Below are 18,827 nucleotides of genomic sequence, written 5' to 3'. Positions count from 1 at the left end.
TTGATAACATCTATTAAACAGATTTACGCCTTAAGTATTGGCTTCTTAATGCTGATAGCTTTTGTGGTATTTAAGTTTCCTGTTTATTATGGATTGCTTATTCCTGCTGCATTAATTTTCACAGCTCTTTTTATATTTTCTTTAGATAAGATTTTGTTATTGATAGCTTTTTGTACGCCGCTGTCGGTAAAGATTATGCTAGGAACGGCAGGTATAAACCTGCCTGATGAACCTATGATGTTTGCCTTTAGCTTGGTGTTTTTTTTAAAGCTTTGGCAAGAACCATCAGATTTTAAAACTGTATTTAAAAGCCCTTTAACCATTTGTGTACTAATGTTTTATTGCTGGCTCATCATCACCAGTTTAAGCAGTAGTATTCCTTTAGTTTCCTTAAAATTTTTACTTACTCATTTTTGGTTTATTGCTACGGGATTTTTATGGGGATTTTTCATTTTCCAACAAAAGCATAACATCAAAAACTTTATCATTTCTTACGGTTTAGGCTTATGCCTGATTATTTATTACACCAGCATAAGACATTGGCAACGTGGTTTTTCACAAAAAAGCGGAACCTTTGTTATGACTCCTTTCTTTGATGACCATACCGTTTACAGTGCTGTTTGCGCCATGATATTTGTTTTTGCTATGGTTTTAATCATTAAAGGCAGGGCGTATTTATCAAACGTAAATTTTATTTTTTTATTGATAATTGCCGCATCAACCACAGTTGGGATACTACTTTCTTATTCCAGAGCGGCTTGGTTAAGCATTATCATTACCTTGGGCTTCGCTTTACTAATTAAACTGCGGCTAAGATTTAAAACCATCATCATAGGTTTGGTGATAGCGGCATGTATAGCGTTAATTTTTCAAAATCAGATTTACCAAACCATCAGGTTTAATAAATCAGCATCGGGCAAAACCCTAGAGGGAGATTTAAAATCTATTTCTAACATCAGCACTGATGATTCTAACGTAGAAAGGCTAAACAGATGGAAATCTGCCTGGAGGATGTTTCAAGAAAAACCCTTTTGGGGATACGGACCAGGTACCTATCAGTTTCAATACTCGGGCTATCAAAGAGCCCATGAAATGACTTCTATTAGCACTACCACCGGAGATATGGGCGGTATACATAGCGAATATTTGAGGCCTTTAATAGAAAGTGGTGTTGTAGGCTTACTCACTTTTTTAATGCTCGTTTTTACGGTCATTAAATTACTTTTAAACGTTATTTATCAATCTCCGGATAAGCAACTTCAACTATACGCCTTAGCTGTTTTATTAAGTTTATCAACCTATTTGATACATGGCTTTCTTAATAATTTTCTAGACCAAGATAAAGCCGCTCTTGTATTTTGGGCCTTGTTAGGTATGACGGGGGCTATTTACCATCAGCATAAAAACATTAAATTTATTTAGATTAATTATAAATAACTTTTGGATTTAAGAATTCATGATTTATATTTGCCTCTGTTTATAATTAATCTAAATAAAAACAATGAATAATAATTATCTAAAATCTTTCATTTTATTCCTATCTATCATATTTAGCTATCAGTTAGCTAATGCTCAATCCGGAGCTATAAAAGGAAAAGTAACAAGTTCAGACGGACAAGCAGCCCCTTTAGTTTCTATAACCATTAAAGGCGTTAAAAGTACCTTGGTAGACGATAAAGGCCAATATCTACTCAAAGGCTTAAAACCTGGTGTTTATGAAGTTACAGCCAGCTATGTAGGTTTAGCATCACAAAGCAAACAAGCTGTGGTTATAACTAACCAAATAGCAGAACTAGATTTTATCCTTTCTGAGAGCGGACAGCAATTAAAAGAAGTTACGATTAAGGAGATTAAAGCTAATAAGTTTGCTAAAAAAGAATCTCCGTATGTAGCTAGGTTACCGCTACTAAATATGGAAAACCCTCAGGTTTATAGCACCATTTCTAGCGAGCTGATAAAAGAACAAGTCATTACAAGTTTTGATGATATTGTTAAAAATGCCCCTGGTATTGATAAACTTTGGACTTCTACTGGAAGATCTGGAGACGGAGCGGCCTACTACTCTTTAAGAGGTTTTGCCGTACAACCTAATTTATTAAACGGCTTACCAGGCTTAACCAATGGTGGTTTAGATGTTTCTAATGTAGAGCGTTTGGAGGTTATTAAAGGCCCCTCAGGCACCTTATTTGGAAGTAGTTTGGTTTCTTATGGTGGTTTAATTAACGTGGTTACCAAAAAACCATATGAGCAATTTGGTGGAGAAATTAATTATACATCAGGCACTTATGGCTTAAACAGATTTAGCGCAGACATTAATACTCCGGTTAAAGAAAACTTATTTTTAAGAATTAATACCGCTTACCATACAGAGGGTAGCTTCCAAGATGCTGGCTTCAGAAAAGCTTTGTCTTTTGCGCCTTCTTTAAGCTACAAAGCCAGCGATAGATTAAGTATTGATTTAAATGCTGAGTTTTTAAACGATGAAAGAACCAACCCAGCGATGATATTTTTAGACCGTGGAGCCCCATTGCTAGCTAAAAACATGGATGAGTTAGGTTATAATCCTAAACTTTCTTTCACCAATAACGAGCTAACTTTAAAAAACCCGATTAGTAGTTTCCAAGGTCAAATCAACTACAAACTTTCTGATAGTTGGACCTCCCAAACTGTATATTCTAGAAGTGCTGCTAAATCTGATGGTTACTACTCTTATTTGTACGAAGTATCGAGATTTATTCCTAATTACCCAAATATTGACGGCGTATTTAGAAGATACATAAGCAAGCAAAATGGTAATACTTATACTTCAGATATTCAACAAAACTTTATAGGTGATTTTAAAATTGGGAAATTTAGAAACCGCTTAGTTGCAGGTTTAGATTATTATAACAGAGTTAACATCAATAACAGCAGCGGTTATGCTGTGGTTGGTGATGTTAAAATGAATGGTGAAGATACGGGTATTTTAACCAGACCTGCTGTTGATGATAGACTAAGGACATTGGCTGCTCCAAAAACTAAAGCATCGCAAGAAGTTTATAGCGCTTATATTTCTAACGTATTCAACTTTACGCCACAACTTTCTGCCATGCTGAGCGGTAGGTTTGATTTTTTCAATAATAAAGGTGTAGAAACCAATCCTAATGATGATTATGACCAAACTGCATTTTCACCAAAATTGGGTGTCGTGTACCAACCTATAAAAGACAAGATTTCCATTTTTGGTAATTACATGAATGGTTTTAGAAACATTGCTCCTATTACCCAAGGAAGCGTTGTGAATACCTTCAGACCAGAGCAAGCCAACCAATTAGAGGGTGGTGTTAAATTAAGCTTATTCAATAATCTTCTAACAGGTACATTAAGCTATTATGATATTAGAGTTTCTGATGTGGTAAGACAAGGTGGCGAAACTGCACCAGGTTCTGGCGTTTTCCAATACTCGCAAGATGGTGAAAACTACAGTAAAGGTTTTGAAGCAGAAGTTATAGCTAACCCTTTTAAAGGTTTAAATATTATTGCCGGCTATAGCCATAATGATAGTAAAGTTGTTGAAAGCAGCGATTTACAATTTGTTGGTAGAAGACCAGAAAGTGCTGGCCCACAAGATATGATAAACTTATGGCTAAGCTATAAATTCTTAGAGGGCTATTTAAATGGCTTTGGTTTAGGTTTTGGTGGTAATTATGCTAGTGAAAATTTTATTATGAACAGGTTAACGCCTGGTGCTTTTGCACTTCCAGCTTATACTGTATTAAATGCCTCAGCATCTTACCAAACTAACCGAATAGGCCTAATCTTAAAGTTAGATAACCTAACTAATAAAGAATATTACAAAGGTTGGTCTACCATAGAAGCCCAAAGACCAAGAACTGTAAATGCTAGCTTTAGTTACAAGTTTTAAGTATAAAATTTAAGATGAGCTTTAAAAGAAGTATCAGAAAAATTCACCTCTGGCTCGGATTATCATCCGGGCTAGTGGTGTTTATAGTAAGCATCACCGGTTGCTTGTATGTTTTTCAAAAAGAAATATCAAGCCTTTATTATCATGATGTCTTGTATGTTGATGTACCTAAAAACGCATCAACTTTACCCATATCCGAGCTTATTAAAAAAGCAGAACTGGAGTATGGCAAACAAATACCCATACGTACGGCAACAAGTTTTAAACAGACTGATAAAGCATGGGAATTTATGTTTTTTAAAGCTGGCCCAGAAGATGCCATTACCTATTTTGAGGCTATTGAATATTACGATGCCATTTACTTAAACCCTTACACTGGAGCTGTTACTGGTAAGATAGATTACAAATACAATTTCTTTAGTCTGGTTAAATACATGCATTGGAGTTTATTGTTAAGCACTACCTATGGGCAGCCTATTGTTGGCTATGCCACGCTAATTTTTGTAGTGATGCTTATCAGTGGTATCATTTTATGGTGGCCAAAAAACCTTAAAAAATCTAATGTTAACAAGAGTTTCAAAGTTAAATGGTCGGCAAAATTTAAGCGCCTCAATTACGACTTACATAATGTAGCTGGCTTTTATGCTTCATTTGTGTTATTACTTTTAGCCCTTACGGGGATGGTTTGGGCCTTTAAATGGTTTCAGGCTACGGTTTATCTTGTAGCTGCACAAAGTACTACAGCACCAGAACAAATAAAACTTAGCTCAAACTTGGCAGATTCAACTTTAAAAACCACTCAAAACCCTATTGATTTAGCATACCAAACTGCTAAAAGAGAATTAGCAGAAGCAGATAGATTAGCTATACTCAAACCTGCAACAGCAGAAGCTACCATTAGAATTACAGGCTATCGTGGAAAAGAGGTTTACTACAACCAAGACCAGTTACAGTTTGACCAGTATAGCGGTAAACGCTTACATCGTAAAAATTTTACTGATGCCAATAACGGAGAAAAAATTATCGCCATGAATTATGACATCCATGTGGGGGCCATCTTAGGCTTACCCGGTAAAATATTGGCATTTATAGCTAGCCTTATATCGTCTAGCTTACCCATTACCGGTTTCATGATATGGTGGGGAAGAAAAAATAAAAAAACAAAAATCATACACTCAGAAAAATTAATTACAGCTTAATAAAATACAATTATGAAAACTCTAAAATCAATACTCTTTTTAGCCTTATTAGCGCTTCCATTTAAAAATTTATTAGCCCATGCTTTATGGATAGAAACTCCGCTAAACGGTAAAATAGGCCAAGTACAGCAAGTAAATATTTTTTATGGTGAATATGCAACGCAAGAAAAAGAAGCACCAGCTAAATGGTATTCTGATGTTAACCAGTTTAGCTTATGGCTAATAAAACCCGGAAAAGAGAAAATTAAATTACAAGTAAAAGAAACTGAAAATGGTTTTACAACATCTTTTACACCTACTGTACAAGGGCAATATGCTTTATCCGTAGTGCATGAAGCCAAAGAATTAGGTGGTACTACCAAATATGAATTTTCTTCTTACGCTATTGTGAATGTAGGTAACATTAAAGCTCAGGCTGATGTGCCTAACCTGCTAAAAACAGTTTTTAAATCGCATAAAGTACATCAAATAAATCAGGAAGTAGAATTTCAAGTTTTGTTAAACAACAATGCATTTGCAAAAGGAAAAGTAATGATTTTCTCACCCGAGGGTTGGAGCAAAGAATGCATTGCAGATGAAAATGGTTATATTACTTTTAAACCAGTATGGAAAGGTTTTTATGTTTTAGAAGCTAGTAATTACGAAAAGACAAATGGTACTCATCACGGTAAAACTTATGATGCTAGTTGGCAGGGTGCTACCTCGGGTATTTTTATTCATTAGGGGTGATATGGTTTAGGTCGTTAGTTTGTTAGGTGGTTTAGTCTTTCTGTAATACAGGTGTTTAATTTACACTTTTAACCATTCGCTATGAACCAATCTAATGAAACCTTAAAGATAAAATGGTAATATCATCTGTTGCTGTGAGGCTTCTTCTAATACCTTCTATCTTTTTGATGAGTAAGTGGTGAATAACATTTAAATCTAGCTGCTTGTTAGCGATGAGGAAGTCCATTAAATCTACCTCAGAAAGGCTTCTTTCTTCTTCTCCATCAAATTCTAAAATACCATCGGTATAATTAAAAATGAGGGCTTCTGGTTCTATCGCTATGAAGCCTTCATTTACAAAAGGCAATTCATCAAAAACGCCAATCATGGTAGTTCCTTTTAAAAGAGGCACTACGCCGTTTCCTTGTATCAATAAAGAAGCATTATGCCCTGCATTAAGAAAATTAAGTACCCTGGTTTGCTTATTGTATTTACCTAAAAACAAGGTAATAAACCTATCTCCTTTAGTGTTTTGATACACCACTTTATTTAAGCGAGTAATCAATTCTGATAAAGAAATATCAACAGAAACAAGCGCCCTTAAACTAGCCTGAAAGTTGGCCATAATTAAAGCGGCTGAAATACCTTTTCCAGAAACATCGGCAACGCACCAAAGAATTTCTGATTCGTTAAGCTCTATGAAATCGTAAAAATCGCCACCTATGGTTTGGTGCTGACGGTAAATGGCTTCCACATCTAACTCTGCATTTTTAGGTAAAACCTGCGGAATTAACATGTTTTGCACCTGACTGGCCAATTCTAAATCTCTTTGCAAACGTTCTTTTTGAATACGCTCTTTAAAAAGTTTCTTATTTTCAAAAGCAACAATAATAACGTTAATTAAGGTTTGGATATAATCTATCTGATTGCCTAAAAGCTTTTCTTTTTGAGGAAAATCTCCGACCAAAACATATGCTAAAGCTTGGTCTTTATGATAAACAGGAATAAAAAAGTCGTATCCTTTAAAAATCGGGTCGGGATGGTCTGAAAGCTGCGTAGGATTTTTAAGCTCAATCAACTCTTTACTTATGGCATTGTAATCCTCGTAAATATCTAAATCTCCACCAAACTGAGAAACACAGATAAAGTCATCTTCATTAACAAAGAGCAATCTAAACCTACCAACTTTTAAATTGGTTTTTAAAATAAGTTCCAGCATTTCTATCAAGACAGAACCTGGCACATTACTATTAATAGCCTGTGTAATTTCCAGAAGCGCATTTAGCTCGGCTTGCCTTTTCAGCAAAAGCTCAATCAGGTCTATTTGCTCTTCATCATTGGAATGGTTCTGTTCGTTTTTCAAAATGTTGTTCTATGTTTCTAAATTAATTATTTATCTATTAAAACTCAATTTTAAAACTATCTAACCATTCTACCTTTCCAATTATATTTTCCAGAATTTCCTGCAATACCAATATAAATGAAATATAAAGGATGAATAAGTGTAAGTAGAGGCAATAAAAATAGCAGGTTTTTTCTCCGGTTAAATGTCAAAACGGGATATAAAAACCATAATTCTACCCATAATTTAAGTAAGTATTGGATAATAAAGACGTATAATAAAACAGGTAAAAACATGGCTAGCAAACCATTTACAATCAAACTTAGGTTTGATAACCATACAGAAACTGCCAAAGCAACAATACGTTTATCTTTATATTTTACACTTTTACTAGCCCAACGTTTACGCTGCTGAATAAAAGCTTTTAAGTTTTCTTTAGCATGCGTAAAAACTATAGCATCATAAGATTTACAAAAACCAATACTTCCGGGGTATGCAAATGCTACTTTATGTAATAAAAGCTCATCATCTCCAGAGGCTAAATCATCTATCCCTTTAAAACCACCTAGCTCTACAAAAACATCTTTACGATAAGCTAAATTAGCGCCATTGCAAGTAGAAGCCATTTTATTACCTATACCTGCTGCTCCTAAACCTATCAAAAAAGAGAACTCTAAAGTTTGCAGCTTTTCAAAAAAGCTTTGTTCCTCAAAATAGGCTACTGGCGAACTTATTAATTTGTAATCATGCTGGTTATAATAATTGATAATGGTTGGTAACCATAAATTCTCCATGCGGCAGTCGGCATCTGTAGTGATGATAAGCTCTCCGGAAGCTATTTTTATAGCTTCTGCTATAGCCTTTTTCTTGTATGAATTTAAAGGCTCGCTTTCATTTAATTTGATGAGCTTAACGCCTTGGTTGGCATAACGGCTTATAATTTCTGCTGTTGCATCTGTAGAATGGTCATCAACTACAATTAATTCAAAAAGCGATTTTGGATACTCTTGTTTTAGGATATCATCAATAGTTAAAGCAATTTTATCTTCTTCATTTCTGGCGGCTATAATGATAGAAACTTTTGTTAGAGGCTGTATCTTTTTAAAAGCAAAATTAGGCAGATTTAACCAACCCTTATTTAAAAAAAGCAATAATAATGCATAAATAATGCTAAGCAGGATAGAAAATATACTAAGAATTGTTACCAAAGAAATTGAGTTTAAAAACAAAGAAAGAACCCAAAATAGCAGGAATAATTAAATTAACCAACCAAATTAATGCCGCAGAAGCCATAATTGCAATTTCTTGATGAGTGATGAAACTGAAAAAATAAGTAGCTGTCATACTTCTAACGCCAATATCAAGTAAATCTAATGATGGTAATGCAGATTGAACAAAGAACAAAATAAATACCAATAAACTTATTTGATAAAAAGGTATCTCGGGTACAAGTAAATGAATAATTAAAATATATTGTGTGGTAAAGACTGCAAATCTAGCTATGCTAAACAACAATACTTTGCTTAATTCTTTAATATTATAGCTGTTTAAAACTCCAAAAAAAGCATTAAAACGCCTAAAAGGTTTAATACTATTAAGAAGATGATTAAGCCAATGAATATTGAAATAGAAAAGAATAAAAAAGCTGCAAAATACAATTACCAGAAAGGAGATAGCGAAAAATAAACTTTGGTTTGTTATCACAAAATGAAACAAAAACCATAACAAAGCTATAGCGCCTGCAACATTGGTGATAACCATTTGGGCTATGTGCCCAACACTCATGGCTATGGCACCTTGTATTCTTTTCCTTGGCGATAAAAAAAAGATACGTCCGCCGTATTCTCCAATTCTGTTTGGTGTAAAAACTGCCCAAGTTAAACCGCAAAAAACAGATGCTATAGCTTTTTGAAGTTTAATAGTCTCTACCTTAGCAATTAAAAACTTCCATTTTAAGCTCTCTAACAACCAATTAAAAAGCATCAACAAAAGTATAAAAGACAAAATAAGCGTTACCCGGTTTTTATCTAGTGTAGAAATTAACTGATTGAAATTTTGTAGATTGGTATTATCAGACAATCGCTTATAAATAAAAATAGCCGCCAAAAGCAGGATACTAAATTTTATAAGGTAGCTGATAATTTTTTTGTGCTGCTTTGTCAAAACCGCCATTTTTTACAATGTTAAGAAATTAGCTTAATATTGCCCTTATGCTAAGAGAAAAATCAAAAGAAAGAATCATCTTAGGGATAGACCCCGGTACTGCCGTTATGGGTTATGGTTTAGTAAAAGAAACTGGTAGTAAACTTTCTTTAGTTAATTTAGGCATTGTTAAATTAGATCATTTAGACGATCATCCGCTTAAGCTGCAACGCATTTTTGAACGCACCACCAGCTTAATAGAGCAATATCAGCCAGATTGTATGGCACTTGAGGCGCCCTTTTACGGTAAAAACATACAAGTGATGTTAAAATTAGGCAGGGCCCAAGGTGTTGCTATGGCTGCAGGCTTGGCAAAAGGACTTCCCATATTTGAATATTCGCCAAAAAAAATCAAGCAATCTATCACCGGAAACGGAAATGCAGGTAAAGAGCAAGTAGCAGCTATGCTACAACAATTATTAGGCTTTAAAGAAACTCCGGAGTTTTTAGATGCTACAGATGGTTTGGCTGTTGCAGTTTGTCATTCTTTTCAGAAAATTTCAACTGGCGGTAAAGGCAAAACTTATAGCGGCTGGGAGAGTTTTGTTAAGGATAATGCTAAGAGAGTGAAATAACCACGAGTAGTTCTGTAACTGAGGCAAGTCGTACGAGTGAAAACAACCATATTCACAATACTTCAATTGATTTATATTCAACAGATTACAAACAAACTAAAATTAATATATCCTAAACGCACAAGGGCTTAACAAAACAAATGGGGAAGTCTTTCTTATGACTTCCCCATTTGTTTAAGATTTACCTCTGTTTCAGGTTTAGCAACTTACTAAAACTTAAGGTGTATGTATAACTTTAAACTATGTTTAAAACCTTGTATTAATTTGATTTTCTACTAAAGTGATTGTAGTTTTTGTAAGCTGGCCCTTTCAAATTTTGCTGCTCATTGCCAACAGTGCTTACCAAGACCATTTCCGTATTTGATGTATTTGCACTAAAATTTTGGTTTTTATATGCTGGCCCCTGTAGTGTATTAACAGTTGAAGCTGACTGTATTTTTGTTGGAACCGATTTATGCATCCAAAACTTATAATTTTTATATGCTGGACCTTTTAAATCACTTTGTTTCACTTCACTTTTATCTTGTGCCAGTGCCCCAAACGATAAGGTAAATAACCCTAAAACCAATGCTACTTTTTTCATGACCGTCATTTTTTATTATTCTTATTAAATGTACAGTCAGTAGTAAGAATTTAGTATTGTAAGAATTTACGCTATTTATATCCGTATTTATACGGATAGAGTTACTGCCTTAAATTATATCAGATTTATTTCTGTAGCTTTTTTAATAAGCTCGGCAGTATTTTTTACCTCAAATTTTTTAAGAATGCTAGTGCGGTGTGTTTCTATAGTACGTGTACTTACAAATAGTTTAGCGGCAATTTCTTTTGTGGTTAAACCTTTAGAAATTAATACCAAAACCTCAATTTCTTTATTTGATAAGACATTTTCGCTAACGCTTTGGGTAGACATAAAATTTATCATCTTTTCAGAAATTTCTGAGCTAAAATATTTCTTTCCTTTGTAAACATTTCTTATTGCAAATACCAATTCAGATTCATCAGTATTTTTTAATAAGTAACCATATGCGCCCATTTTGGCACATTTAGCAATATAGTTACCCACACTATGCATAGAAATTACAATAGGTTTTATATTAGAATTTAAGTTTTTTATTCCTTTTAAAACTTGAAAACCATCCATATTCGGCATGGTAAGGTCTAGTAAAACTATATCAGCATTAAGCTCGCTGTTAAGTGCATCCATCAACTCTACTCCATCAGCAACACTTTTAACAATTTTAATGTCGTTATGCTTTTTAAGCAATTCTGCCAGCCCAATCCGGAAAAGTTCATGATCATCAGCTATTATTAATTTAATTTCATTCATAATTCAACAGGTAATTCAATTTCGAAAGTTGTATTTCCGGGTAAAGCACTGATTAAAATACTGCCATTACAAATTTCTACACGCTCTTTGATATTAATAATTCCAGATCCTAGTTTAACCGAGTTCATTTCAAAACCAAGGCCATCATCAAAATAAAAAAGAGAAATAAAGTCATCAAATTCTGAAAGCGTAATTCGGATATTTTTTGCTTTAGAATGTTTTAAAGAGTTATTTATGAGCTCTTGGCTTATTCTAAAAAGATTAATGCCTTGATGATTAGAAATATTAGAATTTTCTTGTTTGGTTAAATCTTCGTATTCAATGTTTATCGTAGTTGATCTATTTAAGTTTTCTATATAGTTGGTTAGTGTTACTCCAATCCCAAAATCATCAATAGAAGCGGGCATTAGTGCATTAGACATCAATCTGATCTCGGAAATAGCCTCATCCACTATTTTCTTCATCTCCGTTTTCTTCAACTCATCTTTAACGTTATTTTCTATATAAAACTTCAAAGAAGTTAAATAAGGCCCCAAGCCATCATGAAGTTCTCTTGAAAGTCTACGTCTTTCATTTTCCAATCCGTTTACCAAAAAGCGCTTAGCCATTATTCTGCTATTATCTTCTTTATTTTTATAATCAATGAGTTTATTTCTCATCGTTAAAAGACTTTTTCCAAGGACATCATTGGCGCTACTGGGTTCATAGTTTGTTTCCAAATTCATATTACCTATTGCGTCAGAAAATTTTACAGCACCTTGTAAAGAAGCTTTCAGATTTAATAGCGCTTCAAACATTTCTTTAATTTCATTCGAACTTCTTTTATATTCGATGGTTTGATTATAGTCGCCCTTAGCCATAACTCTTAGGCTATTTTGCATGTTCTTTATTGGATTAACAATAATTCTTGTTAGGAAAAGAGAAAGGGTAACAGCTACTAAAAAAATGATGAGCGTTAAGGTCATAAGCCTCATTTTTAATTTTTCTAAAGGCTTCGTAACCTCGCTTATATCAATTTCAGAAAGGATAACCAATTTCAGATTTGAAATTTGAATAAGGCTATAAACACTATAAACCGGCACACCTCTGTAGTCCTTAAAAATACCTCTTCCGTTAATCCCTTTTAAAGCGCTTATGACACCTGGGGTTTTTACAGCTATATCATAAGGTTTTTTATCAGGTAGAAACCTAGATTCAGAACGCATTCTAAAATCTTCGCCCACCAAATAGGTCTCCCCACTCTCGCCCATACCAGTTCTTTCCAGAAGAATATTTTGTATGTTGCTATAATCTATGACCTTGATTTTTCTGCCTTTGTTAGAATTTAAAACAAAACCTATTGTTGCCTTTTTATTTTTATGATAAGGCGTAAAATCATGAATACCATTTATCCTCTTGATGCTGTCTGAAAGCACTAAACTACTACTATCAACATTTTTGTAATACTTTTCAGATGATTCAAAGCTTTGCCATTCTGACTTTATTAGATTTTCTATTTGTATACTTTCGAGAGTTTCGATTGAATTCAATTGCATTAGAATACGATCATTCAAAACACTTGAAAACTGCTCATAAAAAGAAAATGATAATAAACCAATCACTAATACGATCAAACTATTTAATGATAATGAGTACTAGTGTTTTAATGTTCATTAAACCTGATCAATTACATTGTTATTCAATTAAAACTATACCGTTTGTAGGGTAAAAAATCGCTACTTCATAAGTGAATTTACGGCTAAGCTTATCACACTATAACCCACTAACTTATATCTTTGCAATATAAATAAAACAAGTTATTTTCTTACTAAGCCCGAACAATAGCTAAGGGTATTTGCTTCGTTCAGATAATACTGAATAAGCATGAGAGAAGGTATAACGTAAATCATAAAAAAAGCCTCAAAATTGCATTTCGAGGCTTTTTACTTCTTGGCGGTGAAAATTAATCTTCTCTTAAAGCTTCTAATATTTTTAAAGCAGTATTACTTAATTCTTCTTGCGTTGGCGATAACTTTGGTTTACTAAAATCCATATCAGAAACGCTATTCATGGGAATAAGATGGATATGAGCATGTGGTACTTCTAAACCAATAACAGCTACCCCAATTTTTTTACAAGGAATTGCTTTTTTCAAGCCTCGGGCTACAATTTTTGCAAATAGCATCATCTCTACATATAAAGTATCCTCTACGTCAAAAATATAATCTACCTCTTGCTTAGGTATTACTAAAACATGCCCTTCTCTTAACGGACTGATATCCAGAAAAGCAATAAAATCTACAGACTCTGCAACAATATGTGCTGGAATATCTTTATCTATAATTTTTTTAAATATGCTAGACATGTTTTTTATGTATTGATATTACCTACTAATTTCCATAATCTCAAACTCGATTTTACCAGCCGGAACTGTAATCTCCGTTTTATCTCCAACAGATTTTCCTAATAAACCCTGCGCTATGGGTGATTTAACAGAAATCTTACCAGATTTTAAATCGGCTTCATTTTCTGCTACCAATTGATAGGTCATGGTAGCATTATTTTTTAAGTTTTTGATTTTAACAATAGATAAAGCCAAAACCTTTGAGGTATCTATTTTAGATTCATCAATCAATCTTGCGTTTGCTAAAGTATTTTCAAGCTTCGCAATTTTTGATTCATGATGCCCTTGTGCTTCTTTTGCTGCATCATATTCTGCGTTTTCAGATAAGTCTCCTTTATCTCTTGCTTCAGCAATAGCAGCAGCAATTTTTGCCCTTCCTTCTGTTTTTAGGTACTGCAGCTCTTGTTTTAAATTCTCTAAACCTTCTTTGGTAAAATACGCAACCTCTGTCATAATCTCTTTTAATTTGGTTATTGAAAAAAAAGCCCGGACTGTTACCAAGCTCTTAAAAAACAAACAAGACTATATCTGGTCTTAACCGACATAGTCTTGCATCAATGATCACGAAGATAATATTTTTGGGTTTACAATTCCAAATTTTTTAATTTATCGGCTAACACTTCTGATATTTTTCGGTAAGAATCAAACGTCCACCCACCAACATGTGGACTTAATAATACCTTAGGGTTCTCGCTTAAAGCGGTGTACCAATTTTGCTCTCCTAGTGCGGGGAATTTTTCTGTCTCTAAAACATCTAATCCGGCACCTAGAATTTTACCTTCCTTTATGGCATGTAAAACGGCTTGGGTATTTACAATTTCGCCTCTAGCTAGGTTAATAAAGAAAATAGGCCTGCGGAAATGTCTTAGATATTCTTCATCAACCATCTGGCGGGTTTCTTTAGTTAAAGGAATATGAAGACTTAAAACATCAGCATATTTCACAATTTCTTCCATGCTAGCCTCGGTAGCAAAATCATCAGTAAAACGGGTTTTGTATTTATCGTAAGCCAAAACTTTTATTTCAAAACCTTTAAGCTTACGAGCAAAACTTTGCCCCATGTGGCCATAGCCAATGATGCCAACTGTTTTGCCTTTTAGCTCGTACCCACGGTTGCCTTCACGGTCCCATTTTCCGTTTCTTATTTCAATATCCGCTTTGCGTAAGTTATTCATTAAAGATAAAAGCATACCTATTGCATGCTCCCCAACAGCATCAGAATTTCCTTCGGGTGCGTTTATCAATTGAATATTTTTTTCATCGGCGTAAGCAACTTCTATATTGTCCATTCCGGCTCCGGCTCTGGCAACAAATTTCAGGTTTGGCGCTGCATCTATCACCTCTTTATCAACCCTAAATTTTGTACGGATAGCTAAACCTTCGTATTGGTGAAGAATTTCTAGTACTTCGCTTTTCTTAATCAGTGGTAAATCATCCACCTCATAACCTAAATCTTGTGCTGCTATTTTAAACGCAGGATGTAAATCGTCTACAATTAATATTTTCTTCATTCGCTTATGCTAAATCCTCCCTTTAGAGGGAAGAATTACTTTTTAATTTTGTTTTCTGTAAAATTCTTTTCCTATTCTATTGATATGATCGAGAAATTGAGCATCCGTAATTTTATCATAAATAGAAATATCAAATTTATAAGGAAGTAATAAATCATCAAGTTTAAACTCTATTTCATTTAATAATGATGATGTTAAATCTTTACCTATAAGCGTCAAATCTATATCAGAGGCTGGGCGATAATTACCTTTTGCCCTTGATCCATAAATTAAAACGCTGTCAAGTTGCGGATATCCCATAAAAACAGTTTTAATTTTTATGATATCATCTGGCACTAAACCAATATTATCATTCAAACTATCCATGTCATTCACTTTTTTTCTCTTCCATTTTATTTTTAAATGCTATAAAAGCTGGATAGTATTGCTGTATTATTTTAGAAAAAATTTCTTCTGCTGTTTCTTCATTATAGGTGTGTGAGGTCTTATTCCTGCTGCTAATCATATCCATCCACACATTTCCGTCAGCAATTAATTGAAGCTGAAAAGCTTCTCTAGATGCATCTCTGCTGCCTCCAACGCTTGAGTTGCCTTGGTAAATAGCATAATCTTTCATTACATTCCAGGCTAATTCATGAGTATATTCAAACCTTTGAATCAACCCTTCTCTTAACATTTCATTTAGAACAAAATCCCTGTCAACCAACTCTTTCCTATTAGCATGATTGTTTTTGATGTATTCTATTGATTGGGTGAGCTTCTGTAATGCTTTCACATAATTTGAAAACCTTTGCTCCCATCTGATATCTTGTTCCATATTTTTAAGCGTTAATCATACTAAACTAAAAGCATCTTATATGAGCATAAGCTAATTCTCTTTAATACTTATAGTGATCAAATTAGTCAATTTTACAAAATCACCAACACTTAAACGCTCTGCTCTTAATGTCCAAACTTCTGTATCATCTTGTTTATCTTTTGGTATAATCCCTGCTAAAGCATTACTTAAAGTTTTTCTTCTTTGGTTAAAACCGGCCTTTACCACTTGCCAAAACAGTTTTTCATCACAATCTAAATCAGCAACTTCATTTCTGCTTAGTCTGATGACTGCCGAAAGCACTTTAGGTGGCGGATTAAAAACACCTGCTTTTACCGTAAAAAGATATTCGCACTTATAATATGCCTGTAAAAAAACACTTAAAATACCATACTCTTTACTGCCTGGTTTTGCTACACAGCGCTCTGCAACTTCCTTTTGAAACATCCCAACCACTTCTGACACCTGTTGCCTGTTCTCTAAAACTTTAAATAATATTTGCGAACTTATATTGTAAGGAAAATTACCAATGATAGCAAAAGGCTCTAAGAAAATATCTTTGAATTGAAGCGCTAGAAAATCTGCATTAATTAATTTATCGCCCAAATTGGGGTATTGCCTATGTAGATATTCAAAAGACTCGGTATCAATATCTATTAAATAAGTTTCAAAAGCTTCTTTTTTTAATAAGAAATCAGACAAAACGCCCATTCCCGGACCAACCTCTAAAACCTTATTGTATTTATGCGTATGAATAAGGGAATTGACAATTTTTTCGGCAATATTTTTATCGGTTAGAAAATGCTGTCCTAAATGTTTCTTGGCTTTTACCTTACTCATAATTATTAAAATACTTTACAAATTACGTAAAGATTAACGTTAATACCCGAAGATTAAACTCAAAATATTTATTTTGCACAAAATTTAGATTCATTTTTATGAGCGAGCAATTAAAAATTGGTATTTCTATAGGCGATGTTAATGGTATAGGTTTAGAAGTTATCATTAAAACTTTAATGGAGGCCGAGGTTTATAAATATTGTACCCCCATAGTTTACGGGCATACCAAAGTTGCTTCTTTTCATAGAAAAGCAGCTGATATTCATGAATTTATTTTTCAGGTAGTTCCTGATGCTAGTCAAGCACACTCTGGCAAACCCAATATGATTAATTGTTGGGAAGAAGATGTAAAAATTGAGTTGGGTGTGGCCAATGAAATAGGCGGAAAATACGCTTTGTTATCGCTAAAAAAAGCTACTGATGATTTAGTTTCTGGTAAAATTGATGCTTTAGTTACCGCTCCAATTAACAAACACAACATCCAAAGTGAGGAATTTAAATTCCCTGGTCATACAGAATTTATACAGGAAAAAGCTGGTGGGCAAGATGCTTTAATGTTTATGATTAGCGAGAACTTTAAAGTAGGTGTAGTAACTGGGCATATCCCTGTTAAAGATATTGCTAGCCATATCACTGTAGAAAATATAGTTTCTAAGCTAAAGCTGATGAACCAATCTTTAAAAAATGATTTTTGGGTAGAAAAACCAAAAATTGCTGTTTTAGGATTAAACCCGCATGCTGGTGATAATGGTCTACTAGGGAAAGAAGAACAAGAAATTATTATTCCGGCTATTGAAGCTGCCGCAGAAGCAGGTGTATTTGCTTTTGGCCCTTTCCCTGCCGATGGTTTTTTTGGCAACCAAGCCTTCGCAAAATTTGATGCTGTTTTAGCTATGTACCATGATCAAGGTTTGATTCCTTTCAAATCTATGAGTTTTAATAGTGGCGTTAACTTTACAGCAGGCTTGCCGGTAGTAAGAACATCACCAGACCACGGCACCGGATACGATATAGCAGGTAAAAATTTAGCTGTACCAGCATCTTTCAGAGAAGCTTTATTTGCAGCTATTCATATAGTAAAAAGCAGAAGAGAGCAGGCAGAACTAACTGCAAATACCCTTGCTTTCTCTAAAATGAGCAGAGATAGAGACTAAAAATAACGGCATTTTACACCAAGAGATTATAAAAAGCTTGAAGGCAGAAACATACATTTTGAAAAAAACCTTTACAGCTTAATTATTTTTCCTAAATTTGCAGGCTTAATTGTCGGACTTTGAAATTACTTAAACAATATTCGGTTCCGTTTACGGGGTTAAAGCTGGGTCTTCATCAATTCAATTTTGATGTTGATGGTAGCTTTTTCAATGAGTTTGAATATTCGCTAGTTAAAAACGGCTTACTAAAAGTAGATCTTGTTTTAGATAGACAAGAAACCATGTTAGTATTAGATTTTCACATCACTGGGTTTATTTACCTAGATTGTGACCGTTGTTTGGCAGAATATCCTCAAGCGCTTGATACCCGTGATAGGTTAATTGCTAAATTCTCTCAAGAAGATGATTTAGAGGAAACAGACGAAGTTATTGTTTTAACAAAAAATGATGTTGAGGTTGATACCTCTACGTTTATATATGAAATGATTACCTTGGCAGCACCATACATTAACATGTGTGATAATCCAGGAAATACTGATGCTTGTGACAAAGACATGATTGCTAAGTTACAAGAACTATCAACAGAAGACAGTGAAGATAATGGTGATTTAGATCCCCGTTGGGCAGCTTTAAAGAATATCAAAAAATAATTATAAAATAGGAAAAAATGGCACATCCAAAGCGTAAAATATCAAAATCTAGAAGAGATAAAAGAAGAACGCACTATAAAGCAGAAGCTCCATCATTATGGACTTGTAAAGAAACTGGTGCAGTTCATTTGCCACACAGAGCCTACAATGTAGACGGTAATCTTTACTACAAGGGTAAACTTCTTATCGAGAATACTACAATAGCTTAAGTA

Annotated in this window: 20 protein-coding genes; 8 read left to right on the top strand and 12 right to left on the bottom strand. The window is 33.9% G+C overall.

Annotated elements, in window-relative coordinates:
• The 4 genes from FYC62_RS14875 (at window position 1) to FYC62_RS14860 (ending at window position 5,826) form a co-directional block, all read left to right on the top strand.
• Window positions 1–1,422 (top strand): O-antigen ligase family protein, encoded by a 1,422-nt coding sequence (locus FYC62_RS14875; RefSeq protein WP_149075498.1) that lies wholly within the window; start codon window positions 1–3, stop codon window positions 1,420–1,422.
• Between the two features lie 79 nt (window positions 1,423–1,501).
• Window positions 1,502–3,904 carry a TonB-dependent receptor gene (locus tag FYC62_RS14870; RefSeq protein ID WP_149075497.1) on the top strand — a complete coding sequence of 801 codons (2,403 nt, stop codon included), beginning with the start codon at window positions 1,502–1,504 and terminating at the stop codon, window positions 3,902–3,904.
• A gap of 14 nt (window positions 3,905–3,918) precedes the next feature.
• Complete coding sequence (locus FYC62_RS14865) at window positions 3,919–5,103, top strand: PepSY-associated TM helix domain-containing protein (protein ID WP_149075496.1); 1,185 nt, start codon at window positions 3,919–3,921, stop codon at window positions 5,101–5,103.
• A gap of 12 nt (window positions 5,104–5,115) precedes the next feature.
• Window positions 5,116–5,826 carry a DUF4198 domain-containing protein gene (locus FYC62_RS14860; protein ID WP_149075495.1) on the top strand — a complete coding sequence of 237 codons (711 nt, stop codon included), beginning with the start codon at window positions 5,116–5,118 and terminating at the stop codon, window positions 5,824–5,826.
• A gap of 97 nt (window positions 5,827–5,923) precedes the next feature.
• Here FYC62_RS14860 and FYC62_RS14855 read toward each other — a convergent pair whose 3' ends face one another.
• Genes FYC62_RS14855 through FYC62_RS14845 form a run of 3 tightly spaced genes read right to left on the bottom strand, consistent with a single transcriptional unit; the run spans window position 5,924 to window position 9,316 of the window.
• A complete protein-coding gene (locus tag FYC62_RS14855) occupies window positions 5,924–7,174 on the bottom strand; it encodes a PP2C family protein-serine/threonine phosphatase (protein WP_149075494.1) in 1,251 nt (416 codons plus the stop codon).
• Between the two features lie 56 nt (window positions 7,175–7,230).
• Entirely contained in the window at window positions 7,231–8,361 is a 1,131-nt protein-coding gene (locus tag FYC62_RS14850) for a glycosyltransferase family 2 protein (RefSeq protein ID WP_149075493.1), read from the bottom strand.
• Complete coding sequence (locus FYC62_RS14845; RefSeq protein WP_449406392.1) at window positions 8,345–9,316, bottom strand: lysylphosphatidylglycerol synthase domain-containing protein; 972 nt, start codon at window positions 9,314–9,316, stop codon at window positions 8,345–8,347. Before FYC62_RS14845 ends, FYC62_RS14850 begins: the two co-directional genes overlap by 17 nt.
• Window positions 9,317–9,363: 47 nt before the next feature.
• Between FYC62_RS14845 and ruvC the strand changes: the two genes are divergently transcribed.
• Window positions 9,364–9,930 (top strand): crossover junction endodeoxyribonuclease RuvC, encoded by a 567-nt coding sequence (gene ruvC, locus FYC62_RS14840; RefSeq protein ID WP_039453468.1) that lies wholly within the window; start codon window positions 9,364–9,366, stop codon window positions 9,928–9,930.
• A gap of 259 nt (window positions 9,931–10,189) precedes the next feature.
• Here ruvC and FYC62_RS14835 read toward each other — a convergent pair whose 3' ends face one another.
• The 9 genes from FYC62_RS14835 to rsmA form a co-directional block, all read right to left on the bottom strand.
• The gene (locus FYC62_RS14835; protein ID WP_039453466.1) at window positions 10,190–10,513 is read right to left on the bottom strand and encodes a hypothetical protein; all 324 of its coding nucleotides are present in this window, start codon (window positions 10,511–10,513) and stop codon (window positions 10,190–10,192) included.
• A gap of 114 nt (window positions 10,514–10,627) precedes the next feature.
• Entirely contained in the window at window positions 10,628–11,260 is a 633-nt protein-coding gene (locus FYC62_RS14830; protein ID WP_149075491.1) for a response regulator, read from the bottom strand.
• The gene (locus FYC62_RS14825) at window positions 11,257–12,861 is read right to left on the bottom strand and encodes a sensor histidine kinase (protein WP_149075490.1); all 1,605 of its coding nucleotides are present in this window, start codon (window positions 12,859–12,861) and stop codon (window positions 11,257–11,259) included. The genes FYC62_RS14830 and FYC62_RS14825 overlap by 4 nt, the downstream gene beginning before the upstream one ends.
• A gap of 341 nt (window positions 12,862–13,202) precedes the next feature.
• Complete coding sequence (locus FYC62_RS14820; protein WP_149075489.1) at window positions 13,203–13,604, bottom strand: HIT family protein; 402 nt, start codon at window positions 13,602–13,604, stop codon at window positions 13,203–13,205.
• Window positions 13,605–13,622: 18 nt separating this feature from the next.
• Complete coding sequence (greA, locus tag FYC62_RS14815; protein ID WP_039453457.1) at window positions 13,623–14,096, bottom strand: transcription elongation factor GreA; 474 nt, start codon at window positions 14,094–14,096, stop codon at window positions 13,623–13,625.
• Window positions 14,097–14,227: 131 nt separating this feature from the next.
• Window positions 14,228–15,154, bottom strand: coding sequence for a 2-hydroxyacid dehydrogenase (locus tag FYC62_RS14810; RefSeq protein WP_149075488.1), 927 nt, complete (start codon window positions 15,152–15,154; stop codon window positions 14,228–14,230).
• A gap of 42 nt (window positions 15,155–15,196) precedes the next feature.
• The gene (locus FYC62_RS14805; protein ID WP_039453454.1) at window positions 15,197–15,520 is read right to left on the bottom strand and encodes a nucleotidyltransferase domain-containing protein; all 324 of its coding nucleotides are present in this window, start codon (window positions 15,518–15,520) and stop codon (window positions 15,197–15,199) included.
• A 1-nt stretch (window position 15,521) separates the two neighbouring features.
• Entirely contained in the window at window positions 15,522–15,971 is a 450-nt protein-coding gene (locus FYC62_RS14800) for a nucleotidyltransferase substrate binding protein (protein WP_039453452.1), read from the bottom strand.
• A gap of 51 nt (window positions 15,972–16,022) precedes the next feature.
• Window positions 16,023–16,811 carry a 16S rRNA (adenine(1518)-N(6)/adenine(1519)-N(6))-dimethyltransferase RsmA gene (gene rsmA / locus FYC62_RS14795; protein ID WP_149075487.1) on the bottom strand — a complete coding sequence of 263 codons (789 nt, stop codon included), beginning with the start codon at window positions 16,809–16,811 and terminating at the stop codon, window positions 16,023–16,025.
• 98 nt (window positions 16,812–16,909) lie between these two features.
• Here rsmA and pdxA point away from each other — a divergent pair, with 98 nt between their 5' ends.
• From pdxA to rpmF, 3 genes are all read left to right on the top strand, one after another.
• The gene (gene pdxA / locus FYC62_RS14790) at window positions 16,910–17,965 is read left to right on the top strand and encodes a 4-hydroxythreonine-4-phosphate dehydrogenase PdxA (protein ID WP_149075486.1); all 1,056 of its coding nucleotides are present in this window, start codon (window positions 16,910–16,912) and stop codon (window positions 17,963–17,965) included.
• A gap of 119 nt (window positions 17,966–18,084) precedes the next feature.
• Window positions 18,085–18,615, top strand: a complete 531-nt coding sequence (locus FYC62_RS14785) for a YceD family protein (RefSeq protein WP_039453445.1) — start codon at window positions 18,085–18,087, stop codon at window positions 18,613–18,615.
• Window positions 18,616–18,632: 17 nt separating this feature from the next.
• Complete coding sequence (gene rpmF / locus FYC62_RS14780) at window positions 18,633–18,824, top strand: 50S ribosomal protein L32 (protein ID WP_026905222.1); 192 nt, start codon at window positions 18,633–18,635, stop codon at window positions 18,822–18,824.
• Window positions 18,825–18,827: the final 3 nt, after the last annotated feature.

Origin of the sequence: Pedobacter aquae (assembly GCF_008195825.1) — a bacterium.
GTDB classification, from domain to species: domain Bacteria; phylum Bacteroidota; class Bacteroidia; order Sphingobacteriales; family Sphingobacteriaceae; genus Pseudopedobacter; species Pseudopedobacter aquae.
The sequence above is the reverse complement of the archived record's forward strand: the minus strand, read 5'-3'. Positions and strand labels throughout refer to the sequence as shown.